Source organism: Kitasatospora sp. NPDC059817 (assembly GCF_042731835.1).
Taxonomy (GTDB): domain Bacteria; phylum Actinomycetota; class Actinomycetes; order Streptomycetales; family Streptomycetaceae; genus Kitasatospora.
This window is the reverse complement of record NZ_JBHWIR010000016.1, coordinates 35,423-47,430: the sequence shown is the minus strand read 5'-3', so window position 1 is coordinate 47,430 and position 12,008 is coordinate 35,423. Positions and strand designations below refer to the sequence as shown.

The window sequence follows — 12,008 nt, the reverse complement described above, 5'->3', positions numbered from 1 at the left end:
ACACGACACCACGGATGGGATGAGGCAGGCCCAGCGCCGACCTATGAGTGACACATCGCAGACCCGTACGAACGGACAGTCGCGCCCCGAACCGGCCGACGACGGTCGCGTCAGCGCCCGGATCGTCATCCCCGAGAAGCACCCGATGGTCACCCTGCTCGGCACGGCGGACTCGCTGCTGCGCGTGATCGAGCAGGGCTTTCCCGCCGCCGACATCCACGTCCGCGGCAACGAGGTGACCGCCACCGGAGCGCGCGCCGAGGTCGCCCTCGTGCAGCGGCTCTTCACCGAGATGATGCTGGTGCTGCGCACCGGCCAGCCCTTGACGGAGGATTCCGTGGAGCGCTCCATCGCCATGCTCCGCGGTGCCGCGGAGGACCCGGACAGCCCGGCGCCGTCCCAGGTGTTCACCGCGAACATCCTGTCCAACCGGGGCCGCACGATCCGCCCCAAGACCCTCAACCAGCAGCGCTACGTCGAGGCGATCGACAAGCACACGATCGTCTTCGGCCTCGGCCCGGCCGGCACCGGCAAGACCTACCTCGCGATGGCCAAGGCCGTCCAGGCCCTCCAGGCCAAGGAGGTCAACCGGATCATCCTGACCCGCCCGGCCGTCGAGGCGGGGGAGCGGCTGGGCTTCCTGCCCGGCACCCTCTACGAGAAGATCGACCCGTACCTGCGCCCGCTGTACGACGCGCTGCACGACATGATGGACCCGGACTCCATCCCGCGCCTGATGGCGGCCGGCACCATCGAGGTCGCGCCGCTGGCCTACATGCGCGGCCGCACCCTCAACGACGCCTTCATCATCCTGGACGAGGCCCAGAACACCTCGCCCGAGCAGATGAAGATGTTCCTCACCCGCCTCGGTTTCAACTCCCGGGTGGTCGTCACCGGCGACACCAGCCAGATCGACCTCCCGGGCGGCACCCGCAGCGGCCTCAAGGTCGTCCAGGACATCCTGGCCGACGTGCCCGACATCCACTTCTCCGTCCTCACCAGCACCGACGTGGTCCGCCACAAGCTGGTCGGCCGGATCGTGGACGCCTACGAACGCTGGGACGCCAAGCAGGAGGCCGAGGAGAACCCCTCGCCCGCCCGCAAGCCGGCCCAGCGGCGCGGCTCCCGCGCACCCCGTCAGTCCCATCGCACCGAAAGCTGAGTACGCAGCCCGTCATGTCGATCGACATCGCCAACGAGTCCGGTTGGGACGCCGATGAGGAAGCCATCCTCGACGTCGCCCGCTTCGCCCTGGACAAGATGCGGATCCACCCGCAGTCCGAACTGTCCGTGATCCTGGTGGACGGAGCGGCGATGGAGGAGCTGCACATCCAGTGGATGGACCTCCCCGGCCCCACCGACGTGATGTCCTTCCCCATGGACGAGCTGCGCCCCGGCAAGGAGGGCGAGGAGCTGCCGCAGGGCCTGCTCGGCGACATCGTGCTCTGCCCGGAGGTCGCCGAGCAGCAGGGCAAGGCGGCCCCCTCCAAGCACTCGATGGACGAGGAGCTCCAACTGCTCACCGTCCACGGGGTGCTGCACGTCCTCGGGTACGACCACGAGGAGCCCGAGGAGGAGGAGGAGATGTTCGCCCTCCAGAAGCGCATCCTGGACGACTGGCGGGCGGGCCGGGGCCTCGGTGGTCTCTCCCCGGCCCCCACCACCCACTGAGCGCGGAGCCCGAACCCCTGTGAGTGGTGAAAGTACGAGCTTCATCCTCGGTGCCGTGCTCCTCGTCGTCCTCGGCTGGCTGGCCGCGTGCGCCGAGGCGGGCATCTCCCGGGTCTCCCGGTTCCGGGCGGAGGAGGCCGTGCGGGCCGGGCGGCGCGGCTCGGCCCGGCTGCTGACCGTCGCCTCCGACCCGATCCGCTACCTCAACCTGGCGACCCTGATCCGGGTGGCCAGCGAGATGGCGGCGGCCGTCCTGGTCACCGTGGTGTGCGTGCGCAACGTGGAGCCGATCTGGCAGGCCGTGCTGCTGGCGTTCGGCGTGATGGTGCTGGTGTCCTTCGTCGCGGTGGGGGTCTCGCCGCGCACGATCGGGCGCCAGCACCCGCTCACCACCGCGACCGCCGCCTCCTTCGTGCTGCTGCCGCTGGCCGCGGTGCTCGGCCCGATCCCGCGGCTGCTGATCCTGCTCGGCAACGCGCTGACCCCGGGCAAGGGCTACCGGGAGGGGCCGTTCGCCTCCGAGGCCGAACTGCGGGCGCTGGTCGACCTCGCCGAGAAGGACGACCTGATCGAGGACGAGGAGCGCCGGATGGTGCACTCGGTCTTCGAGCTGGGCGACACCATCGTCCGCGAGGTGATGGTGCCGCGCACCGACCTGGTGATGATCGAGCGGCACAAGACCGTCCGGCAGGCGCTCACCCTGGCGCTGCGCTCGGGCTTCTCGCGGATCCCCGTGGTCGGGGACAGCGAGGACGACGTGGTCGGCATCGTCTACCTGAAGGACCTGGTCCGGCGCACCCACATCAACCGGGAGGCGGAGTCCGAGGAGGTCGGCGCGGTGATGCGCCCGGCCGTCTTCGTACCGGACTCCAAGCCGGCCGGCGACCTGCTGCGCGAGATGCAGCAGCGCCGCTCGCACGTGGCGATCGTGATCGACGAGTACGGCGGCACGGCCGGCCTGGTCACCATCGAGGACGTCCTGGAGGAGATCGTCGGCGAGATCACCGACGAGTACGACCGGGAGATCGCGCCGGTGGAGGACCTCGGCGACGGCTCGTACCGGATCACCGCCCGGCTGCTGGTGGAGGACCTGGGCGAGCTGTTCGGCATCGAGCTGGAGGACGAGGACGTCGAGACCGTCGGCGGCCTGCTGGCCAAGCACCTCGGCCGGGTGCCGATCCCCGGCTCGGCCTGCGAGATCCCGCTGCCCGAGCCCGCCGGCACCGGGCTGACCGGCATCCTGCTGACCGCCGAGTCCTCGGCCGGGCGCCGCAACCGGATCGGCTCGATGGTCGCGACCCCGGTCCGCAAGGCCGCGGAGGCCGGGGCGGAGCCCGGCGAGTAGCGGTCGCGCCCCGGCGGAGCGACCATGGACAGCATGACGCATCAACTTCGCGCGGAGTACGGCCCGCAGGGTGCGACCGGCGGGGTCAAGGTCTGGCACGTGGTGCGCGACGGCGACCCCGCGACGGCGCTCTGCGGCCGCAGCCTGGCCGACGACGCCGAGACGCGGCCCGAGCAGGAGTGGGGCACCGGGCTGCGCTGCTGCCAGCAGTGCGGTTCGCTCTACATGCACGAGGTGCCGCACATGCAGGGGAGCCATCCCTACAGCTAGGCCGTGGTGGAGGTCGCCATGAAGCTGCAAGACGAACTGCCCGTGAACAGCCGGCTCGCCACGGTGTGGCGGATCGGGGCGGGGCTCGGGGGGATCTTCCTGATCGTGTTCGGGTGCCTGGGGCTGGCCGATCACCCGGGCTTCCTCGCCACCCACGGTGACCGGATCACCGGGCTGTCGACCAACGGGGCGCTGAGCATCCTGTCCATCGTGGCGGGCGCGATCCTGGTGGCGGGGGCGGTGGTCGGCGGCAACTTCGCGTCCAACCTGAACATGGTGGTCGGCGTGCTGTTCGTCCTGTCCGGCTTCTACGGCCTGGCGGTGCTCGGGCGGCCGGACGCCAACATCCTGAACTTCCGGATGTCGAACGTGCTGTTCGCCTTCATCTTCGGGGTGATCCTGACGACCTTCGGGATGTACGGCCGGGTGAGCAGTCACCTGCCGCACGACAACCCGTTCTGGCGCGAGCGCACGGAGCACGAGACGGCGCGGCCGTCCGGGCCGAAGACCTTCGTCAAGGTCCTCAACCCGAACCCCGGTCCGACCCACCCGGTCGGCCACTGAGCGGCCGCGGGGGCCGCCTATGCTCGGCGGCATGAGTGACATCGTCGAGCTCGACCCCGAAGACAAGAAGATCATCACCCTGGCCCGCTCGGCCCGCGCCCGCAACGGCGTCGCCGAGGGGGCCGCGGTGCGTGACGAGACCGGCCGGACGTACGTGGCCGGGACGGTCGCGCTGGAGTCGCTGCGGCTGAGCGCGCTGCAGACGGCGGTGGCGATGGCGGTGGCCAGCGGTGCGAAGTCGCTGGAGGCGGCGGCCGTGGTGAGCGAGGCGGAGCAGCCGGCCGAGGCCGACCTGGCGGCCGTCCGGGACCTCGGCGGGGCCGGGACGCCCGTGCTGCTGGCCGGTGTGGACGGGACGCTGCGGGTGGCGGCCGAGGCCCGCTGAGGGCTGCCGAGGGCTGCTTGAGGCCCGCCGGGGCCTGCTCAGGGCCCGCTGCGGCCTGCCGCGGCGGGCGATGGCGGGCGATGGCGGCGGCCTGGCGAACACCTGCCCGAACCGAGCGGATAGTCTCACCGGGGGAGTGAACTCGGTGAGGGGGCTGGGCACATGGGGGCGGTGGCGTTCTTCGCCGGGCTGCTGCTGTTCGTGATGGGGATGGGCAAGTGGCAGGAGACCGGCTCGCCGTACTGGCTCTGGGGTTCGGTCGCCTTCCTGGTCCTGTTGGTGGTGATGTCGGTGGTTTCGCGGGGCGGTCGCAAGGGCTGATCGGGCGGTGCGGGCGGGCCCGGGCAGCGCGACTCCGGTGATCAGGGAGAATGGAGCACATGAGTGCCCCTTCCTCCTCGTACCGCTCCGGCTTCGCGTGCTTCGTCGGCCGACCCAACGCGGGCAAGTCGACCCTGACCAACGCTCTGGTGGGGACGAAGGTCGCGATCACCTCCGACCGCCCGCAGACCACCCGGCACACCGTGCGCGGCATCGTGCACCGCCCGGACTCCCAGCTCGTCCTGGTCGACACCCCCGGCCTGCACAAGCCGCGCACCCTGCTCGGCGAGCGCCTCAACGACCTGGTCCGCAGCACCTGGGCCGAGGTCGACGTGATCGGCTTCTGCCTGCCCGCCGACCAGAAGCTCGGCCCCGGCGACAAGTTCATCGCCAAGGAACTCGCCGAGGTCAAGAAGACCCCCAAGGTCGCCATCGTCACCAAGACCGACCTGGTCGACTCCAAGCGGCTCGCCGAGCAGCTGATCGCCATCCACCAGCTCGGTGAGGAACTGGGCATCGAGTGGGCCGAGATCATCCCGGTCTCGGCCGTCGGCGACAAGCAGGTGGAACTGGTCGGCGACCTGATCACCAAGCTGCTGCCGGAGGGCATGCCGCTCTACCCGGACGGCGACCTCACCGACGAGCCCGAGCAGATCATGGTCGCGGAGCTGATCCGCGAGGCCGCCCTGGAGGGCGTCCGGGACGAGCTGCCGCACTCGCTGGCCGTCGTGGTCGAGGAGATGCTCCCGCGCGAGGGCCGCCCGGCGGACCGCCCGCTGCTGGACATCCACGCCAACGTCTACATCGAGCGGCAGAGCCAGAAGGCGATCGTCATCGGCGCCAAGGGCGCGCGGCTCAAGCACGTCGGCACCACCGCCCGCAAGCACATCGAGGCGCTGCTCGGCACGCCGGTCTTCCTGGACCTGCACGTCAAGGTGGCCAAGGACTGGCAGCGCGACCCGAAGCAGCTGCGCAAGCTCGGCTTCTGAGCCCCGGCTCCCAGCGAAGGCCCGCCCGGATCGGTTCGACCCGGGGGGCCCTTCGGCATGTCCGGGGGCCGGTGGGGCTACGCGCCCTCGCGCAGGACCAGCGACACCAGTTCGCGCTGCGAGTCGGTGAGCTTCGGGTCGGCGCAGTAGACCGTCCGGCCGTCGACGGTGATCTCGTAGTGGAAGCCGTCCGGCACCCCGTACGAGGGCGCCCGCAGCCCGCCCGCGACGGCCTCGCGGGCGAGCGCGTGGACGTGCGGGGCGTCCGTGCGGTCGACGGTGTCGAGTTCCGCATGGCGGACGATCCCCGCGAAGCCGCCGGTCCGGGTCACCTGGATACGCATGGTGTCCATGGTGCTACCAGGGGAGGGAGTTTGCCGGTCTTTTCCCGGACCGTGACCTTAAGCCCGGCTCAACCTGGTCTCAATCGGTCCTCGGCCGGGGCCGTCGCCGGGGCCTTCATCGTGGCTGCCGGGGGGGGCCGCCGGAGGGGCCGCCGGAGGGGCCGCCGGAGGGTTCAGCCGGGGCTGACGCCCACCTGCGCCCAGGAGGCCGTCACGGTGTCCGCGACCGAGGACTGGTCGGGGTAGCGGGCCTTGGCGGCGGCCACGGTGGCCCGGGCGAAGGCGGTGAAGTCGGCGTCGGCGGTCAGCTGGTGGCCGGTCAGGGCGTCGTACCAGATCCGTCCGGCGCGGTCCCAGGCCTGGCCGCCGAGGGCGGTGGCCAGCAGGTAGAACGCGTGGTTGGGGATGCCGGAGTTGATGTGCACGCCGCCGTTGTCGTCGGTGGTGTCCACGTAGTCCCGCATGTGCGCGGGCTGCGGGTCCTTGCCGAGCCGGGGGTCGTCGTAGGCGGTGCCGGGGGCCTTCATCGAGCGCAGCGCCACGCCCTGGATGCCGGGGGCGAGCAGTCCGGCGCCGATCAGCCAGTCGGCGTGGGCGGCGTCCTGGCGCAGCGCGTACTGCTTGACCAGCGAGCCGAAGACGTCGGAGACCGACTCGTTGAGCGCGCCGGGCTGGTCCTGGTACTGCAGGCCGGCGGTGAACTGGGTGACGCCGTGGGTGAGTTCGTGGCCGATGACGTCGACGCAGGCGGTGAAGTCGCCGAAGATCTCGCCGTCGCCGTCGCCGAAGACCATCTGGTGGCCGTTCCAGAAGGCGTTGTCGTAGTCCTGGCCGTAGTGCACGGTGGCGTCCAGGCGCAGCCCCCGGTTGTCGATCGAGCGGCGGCCGAAGACGGTGGCGTACAGGGCGAAGGTGTCGCCGAGGCCGTCGTAGGCGTGGTTGACGGACTGGTCGGCGACCGGGGCCTGGCCCTCGGTGCGGACGGTCCGGCCGGGCAGCCGCTGGCTGTGGGCGGTGTCGGCGATCAACCGGCTGGGGGCCGGGCCGGTGCTGACGGGCGGGGGAGGGGCGAGGCGGGCCGCGCGGTGCGCGGTGTCGAGCAGGAGGGAGCGGACGGCGGGCTCGTGACCGGCCTCGGCGAGGCGGTCCAGGACGTACGGCGGGACGATCGCGCAGATCGGAACTGCTGCAGTCATGTGGCCCAGGGTGAGGCCTCGATGACCGGTTGTCACCACTCTTGGCGTGACCGGTCGGTGTCTCAAGGGGTGGAACGGTGGCCCGGATCACTTCGGGGGCGCGCGGCCCTGGGTTACGCTGGGGCCATCATGCGCAACGGGCTGCTTCTTCTTAGCTGCCGCGTCGAGGGCCTGTAGTCCACAGGGCCGGCTCCCTCGCCGCGGGGATCGAGCTGTGCGCGTCATCCGGCGATCCAACGGAGGGTCGCGAGCGGCAGCTGCCGGCCAGTCGGTGTTGACCACCCCGACCCGCCCCCGCACCACGCATCACAGGAAGCCGAGAGTCATTCCATGACCGAGCAGAGCTCCGCCGCGCCCATCCCCGCCGGTCGCGCCTTCGTCGACCGTCCCACCCCGATCACCGCCGCGTCCGTGCGCCAGCTGCCCTCCGGCATGCGGTACGGGCGCTACCTGCCGTTCGACACCGTCGACCTGCCGGACCGCACGTGGCCGAGCACGGTGATCACCAAGGCGCCGCGCTGGCTCTCCACCGACCTGCGGGACGGCAACCAGGCGCTGATCGACCCGATGTCCCCGGCCCGCAAGCGCAAGATGTTCGACCTGCTGGTCGCGATGGGCTACAAGGAGATCGAGGTCGGCTTCCCGTCCTCCGGCGCCACCGACCACGCCTTCGTGCGGTCGCTGATCGAGGAGGGGGCGATCCCCGAGGACGTCACCATCTCGGTGCTGACGCAGGCCCGCGAGGAGCTGATCGAGAAGACCGTCGAGTCGCTGGTCGGCGCCCCGCGCGCGACGGTCCACCTGTACAACGCGACGGCGCCGCTGTTCCGCCGGGTGGTGTTCCGCAACGACCGGGCCGCCACCAAGGCGATCGCCACCGACGGCACCCGGCTGGTGATGGAGTACGCCGAGAAGCTGCTGGGCGAGGAGACCGTCTTCGGCTACCAGTACTCGCCGGAGATCTTCGTGGACACCGAGCTGGACTTCGCGCTGGAGGTCTGCGAGGCGGTCATGGACGTCTGGCAGCCGGGCGAGGGCCGCGAGATCATCCTGAACCTGCCGGCCACCATCGAGCGGGCCACCCCGAACGTGCAGGCCGACCAGTTCGAGTGGATGTCGCGCAACCTGTCGCGCCGCGAGTTCGTCTGCCTGTCGGTGCACCCGCACAACGACCGCGGCACCGCCGTCGCCTCCGCCGAACTGGCCTACATGGCGGGCGCGGACCGCATCGAGGGCTGCCTGTTCGGCCAGGGCGAGCGGACGGGCAACGTCGATCTGGTGACCCTGGGCATGAACCTGTTCTCGCAGGGCATCGACCCGCAGATCGACTTCTCCGACATCGACGAGGTGCGCCGCACCGCCGAGTACTGCAACCAGATGGAGGTGCACCCGCGCCACCCGTACGCCGGCGACCTGGTGTACACCTCCTTCTCGGGCTCGCACCAGGACGCCATCAAGAAGGGCTTCGATGCCCTGGAGGCGGACGCGGCGGCGGTGGGCGTCCCGGTGGGGGAGCACACCTGGGGCGTGCCGTACCTGCCGATCGACCCGAAGGACGTCGGCCGCACCTACGAGGCGGTCATCCGGGTCAACAGCCAGTCCGGCAAGGGCGGTGTGGCGTACGTCCTGAAGAACGACCACAAGCTGGACCTGCCGCGCCGGATGCAGATCGAGTTCTCCCGGATCATCCAGGCCAAGACCGACGCCGAGGGCGGCGAGGTCACCCCGGCCGAGATCTGGCGGGTCTTCGAGGACGAGTACCTGCCGACCCCGGACAACCCGTGGGGCCGGATCTCGCTGAGCGGCTCGCGCACCCTGACCACCGAGGACGGCCGGGACGCGCTGATCGCCGGCGCGCTGGTGGACTCGGTACCGGTGACCCTGACCGGTGTCGGCAACGGCCCGGTCTCCGCCTTCACGGACGCGCTGGCCCGGATCGGCCTGGACGTCCGCGTCCTGGACTACGCCGAGCACGCGCTGAGCGAGGGCGGCGACGCCCAGGCCGCCGCGTACGTCGAGTGCGCGGTGGACGGCAAGGTGCTGTGGGGCGTCGGCATCGACGCCAACACCGTGCTGGCCTCGCTGAAGGCGATCATCAGCGCCGTCAACCGGGCACAGCGCGGGTAGTTCGTACGAGTGAGATGTGGCGGGGCCGTCCTCCGGGGCGGCCCTTCGCCGCACCTGGGGCCAGTTGTGTCCTGCGCCACATTTTTTCGGGTCGGAAGCCGTTCGAGGTACTGACACGTGCCGGTAACCATGGCAACATCGATCCACCGGAAAGCCGGGTCGGTGGGACGGCCTCGGTGTCCGGTCGCGTGACCTGCCCATTGTTGTGCAGGCCGTCTGCCATGTCTGGGGAGTGGCGCCGTGACCAGGTTGTGGGGTGTTCGCCCGCGGTGGCGGACTGACGTTCTCGGTGACTTCTTCTGCCCGGGCTGTGGCGGGGACCGCAACTACCGCCGGCAGCACGGCCGGCGGTGGCTGCGGTTGCTGGGGACCCCGGTGGCCCCGCTCGGCCCGGTGATCGGCAGCGTGCAGTGCACCAGCTGCCACGGCCGCTACGGCGTCGAGAGCCTGGAACAGCCCACCTCCGTACGGCTCGGCGCGATGCTGCGGGACGCGCAGTACACCATCGCGCTCGCCCTGCTCGCGGCCGGCGGCACCGCGCACCGCGCGGCCCGCGAGTCGGCCTGCACGGCGGTGCGCGAGGCCGGGTTCGAGGACTGCGGCGAGGCCCAGGTGCTGGCCGCGCTCGCCGCGCTGTCCGGGCTCGGCGGCGAACTCTACGACGCCCACGGGATGGCCGGCGGCCTGGCCGTGGAACTGCACGCGGTGCTCGAACCGCTCGCCCCGCACCTGGCCCACCAGGGCCGGGAGCGGCTGCTGCTGCAGGGCGCGGCGATCGCCCTGTCCGACGGGCGCTACCTGCCGCAGGAGCGCGAGGCGCTGGCCGCGGTCGGGCGCTGTCTGGATCTACCGCAGTCGCGGGTCGGGGCGCTGCTGGAGGCGGCGACCCGGGCTCCGTACTAGACCTTCTCCGCAGTAACCGGACCTCCCCCGCAGGACGGAACCTCCTCCGCAGAACCGGGCCCGCCCCGCAGTGCCGGGCCCCGGGCCTGCCGCGCAACCCCCGAGCCATCTCCGATCCCCCACAAAACGGGCCCGAAATCCCCCTCCGGGCCCGCCGTGACCCGCACCGCTCGGTCCTCCCCCACGGACCCGGTGCGGGCAACACGGCTGTCGGCGGCCGGGGCGCGCCGTGGGGGAGAATGGTTCCCATGAGTCTTTTCCGGGACGACGGCGTCGTGCTGCGGGCGCAGAAGCTCGGCGAGGCCGATCGGATCATCACCCTGCTGACCCGGCACCACGGCAAGGTGCGGGCGGTGGCGCGCGGGGTGCGCAAGACCAAGTCCAAGTTCGGCGCCCGGCTGGAGCCGTTCTCGCACGTGGACGTGCAGTTCTTCAGTCGGGGGAGTGAGCTGATCGGCCGTGGGTTGCCGCTGTGCACCCAGGTGGAGACGATCGCGCCGTACGGCGGTTCGATCGTCACCGACTACGGCCGCTACACCGCCGGGACGGCGATGCTGGAGACGGCCGAGCGGTTCGCCGAGAACGAGGGCGAACCGGCCGTCCAGCAGTACCTGCTGCTGGTGGGCGCCCTGCGCACGCTGGCGGCCGGGCTGCACGAGTCGCACCTGGTGATGGACGCCTTCCTGCTGCGCTCGCTCGCGGTGAACGGGTACGGCGCGAGCTTCACGGACTGCGCCAAATGCGGGCTGGAGGGGCCGAACCGTTTCTTCTCCCTTCCCGCAGGCGGGGTCCTCTGCCCGGACTGCCGAGTGCCCGGATGTGCCGTACCCTCCCCTGAGACACTGGTACTGCTCGGGGCGCTGCTGTCAGGGGACTGGCAGACGGCCGATTCCTGCGAGCCGAGGTACTGGCGGGAGGGCAGCGGCCTGGTCGCGGCCTATCTGCAGTGGCATTTGGAGCGGGGCATCCGCTCGATGAGATACGTGGAGAAGTGAGCACATGGCAGCGCGACGGCTCTTCGGCGGCGGCAAGCAGAGGGAGTACCTCCCCCCGACCCCGCACCCCAGTGGCGCAAAGCCCCCGAAGATTCCCGGCGAGCTGGTCCCCGAACACGTCGCCATCGTGATGGACGGCAACGGCCGCTGGGCCAAGGAGCGCGGACTGCCCCGCACCGAGGGCCACAAGGTCGGCGAGTCCGTCGTGCTGGACGTCCTCAAGGGCGCGATCGAGCTCGGCGTGAAGAACATCTCGCTGTACGCGTTCTCCACCGAGAACTGGAAGCGCTCGCCCGACGAGGTGAAGTTCCTGATGAACTTCAACCGGGACGTCATCCACCGCCGCCGCGACGAGATGGACGCGATGGGCGTGCGGGTCCGCTGGGCGGGCCGGATGCCCAAGCTGTGGAAGAGCGTCGTCCAGGAGCTCCAGGTCGCCGAGGAGCAGACCAAGGACAACGACGCCGTCACGCTCTACATGTGCGTCAACTACGGTGGCCGGGCCGAGCTCGCGGACGCCGCGGCGGCCCTCGCGGCCGACGTCGCCGCCGGGAAGCTGGACCCGAAGAAGGTCAACGAGAAGACCCTCGCCAAGTACATGTACCACCCGGACATGCCGGACGTGGACCTGTTCCTGCGCCCCAGCGGCGAGCAGCGCACCTCCAACTTCCTGCTCTGGCAGTCCGCGTACGCCGAGTTCGTGTTCCAGGACGTGCTCTGGCCGGACTTCGACCGCCGCGACCTGTGGCGCGCCTGCGAGCAGTACGCGAGGCGCGACCGCCGCTTCGGCGGGGCGATCCCGAACGAGGTGCCCGAGCCGCTGGACCTGCCCACCCAGCGCTGACGCGGTACGGCGGCGGTACGGCGAAGGGCCCGTGGGAATCGCTCCCACGGGCCC

At 71.1% G+C, this 12,008-nt stretch carries 14 protein-coding genes; 12 read left to right on the top strand and 2 right to left on the bottom strand.

The window, feature by feature from the left end; genetic code table 11:
• The first annotated feature begins 43 nt into the window (after window positions 1-43).
• The 8 genes from ACFV61_RS06080 (at window position 44) to era (ending at window position 5,545) form a co-directional block, all read left to right on the top strand.
• Entirely contained in the window at window positions 44-1,162 is a 1,119-nt protein-coding gene (locus tag ACFV61_RS06080) for a PhoH family protein (RefSeq protein WP_380425444.1), read from the top strand.
• Between the two features lie 14 nt (window positions 1,163-1,176).
• Window positions 1,177-1,671 (top strand): rRNA maturation RNase YbeY, encoded by a 495-nt coding sequence (gene ybeY, locus ACFV61_RS06075; protein WP_063347517.1) that lies wholly within the window; start codon window positions 1,177-1,179, stop codon window positions 1,669-1,671.
• A 19-nt stretch (window positions 1,672-1,690) separates the two neighbouring features.
• Window positions 1,691-3,016 (top strand): hemolysin family protein, encoded by a 1,326-nt coding sequence (locus ACFV61_RS06070; protein WP_063347516.1) that lies wholly within the window; start codon window positions 1,691-1,693, stop codon window positions 3,014-3,016.
• Window positions 3,017-3,049: 33 nt separating this feature from the next.
• On the top strand, window positions 3,050-3,286 hold the full coding sequence (locus ACFV61_RS06065; RefSeq protein ID WP_063351092.1) for a hypothetical protein: 237 nt from the start codon (window positions 3,050-3,052) through the stop codon (window positions 3,284-3,286).
• An 18-nt stretch (window positions 3,287-3,304) separates the two neighbouring features.
• Window positions 3,305-3,850 (top strand): DUF4383 domain-containing protein, encoded by a 546-nt coding sequence (locus tag ACFV61_RS06060; RefSeq protein WP_063347515.1) that lies wholly within the window; start codon window positions 3,305-3,307, stop codon window positions 3,848-3,850.
• Window positions 3,851-3,881: 31 nt separating this feature from the next.
• Window positions 3,882-4,235 (top strand): hypothetical protein, encoded by a 354-nt coding sequence (locus ACFV61_RS06055; RefSeq protein WP_063351091.1) that lies wholly within the window; start codon window positions 3,882-3,884, stop codon window positions 4,233-4,235.
• A 162-nt stretch (window positions 4,236-4,397) separates the two neighbouring features.
• Window positions 4,398-4,556: a hypothetical protein gene (locus tag ACFV61_RS06050; RefSeq protein ID WP_159398424.1), complete on the top strand. Its 159-nt coding sequence runs from the start codon at window positions 4,398-4,400 to the stop codon at window positions 4,554-4,556.
• A 59-nt stretch (window positions 4,557-4,615) separates the two neighbouring features.
• On the top strand, window positions 4,616-5,545 hold the full coding sequence (gene era / locus ACFV61_RS06045; protein WP_063347514.1) for a GTPase Era: 930 nt from the start codon (window positions 4,616-4,618) through the stop codon (window positions 5,543-5,545).
• 77 nt (window positions 5,546-5,622) lie between these two features.
• Here the strand turns inward: era and ACFV61_RS06040 are convergent, their stop codons facing one another.
• Both ACFV61_RS06040 and ACFV61_RS06035 read right to left on the bottom strand, forming a co-directional pair.
• Window positions 5,623-5,889 carry a protealysin inhibitor emfourin gene (locus ACFV61_RS06040; RefSeq protein ID WP_063351090.1) on the bottom strand — a complete coding sequence of 89 codons (267 nt, stop codon included), beginning with the start codon at window positions 5,887-5,889 and terminating at the stop codon, window positions 5,623-5,625.
• Between the two features lie 173 nt (window positions 5,890-6,062).
• The gene (locus tag ACFV61_RS06035; protein WP_380490353.1) at window positions 6,063-7,085 is read right to left on the bottom strand and encodes a M4 family metallopeptidase; all 1,023 of its coding nucleotides are present in this window, start codon (window positions 7,083-7,085) and stop codon (window positions 6,063-6,065) included.
• Between the two features lie 330 nt (window positions 7,086-7,415).
• On the opposite strand from ACFV61_RS06035, the gene leuA reads away from it, so the two are divergent.
• The 4 genes from leuA to ACFV61_RS06015 all read left to right on the top strand — a co-directional run bounded on the left by leuA (window position 7,416) and on the right by ACFV61_RS06015 (window position 11,954).
• Window positions 7,416-9,212, top strand: coding sequence for a 2-isopropylmalate synthase (leuA, locus tag ACFV61_RS06030; protein ID WP_380490351.1), 1,797 nt, complete (start codon window positions 7,416-7,418; stop codon window positions 9,210-9,212).
• A gap of 360 nt (window positions 9,213-9,572) precedes the next feature.
• Window positions 9,573-10,115 (top strand): TerB family tellurite resistance protein, encoded by a 543-nt coding sequence (locus tag ACFV61_RS06025; RefSeq protein ID WP_244293348.1) that lies wholly within the window; start codon window positions 9,573-9,575, stop codon window positions 10,113-10,115.
• Window positions 10,116-10,363: 248 nt separating this feature from the next.
• Window positions 10,364-11,110, top strand: a complete 747-nt coding sequence (gene recO / locus ACFV61_RS06020; protein WP_063347510.1) for a DNA repair protein RecO — start codon at window positions 10,364-10,366, stop codon at window positions 11,108-11,110.
• Window positions 11,111-11,114: 4 nt separating this feature from the next.
• Window positions 11,115-11,954: an isoprenyl transferase gene (locus ACFV61_RS06015; RefSeq protein WP_380490349.1), complete on the top strand. Its 840-nt coding sequence runs from the start codon at window positions 11,115-11,117 to the stop codon at window positions 11,952-11,954.
• Window positions 11,955-12,008 lie beyond the last annotated feature (54 nt).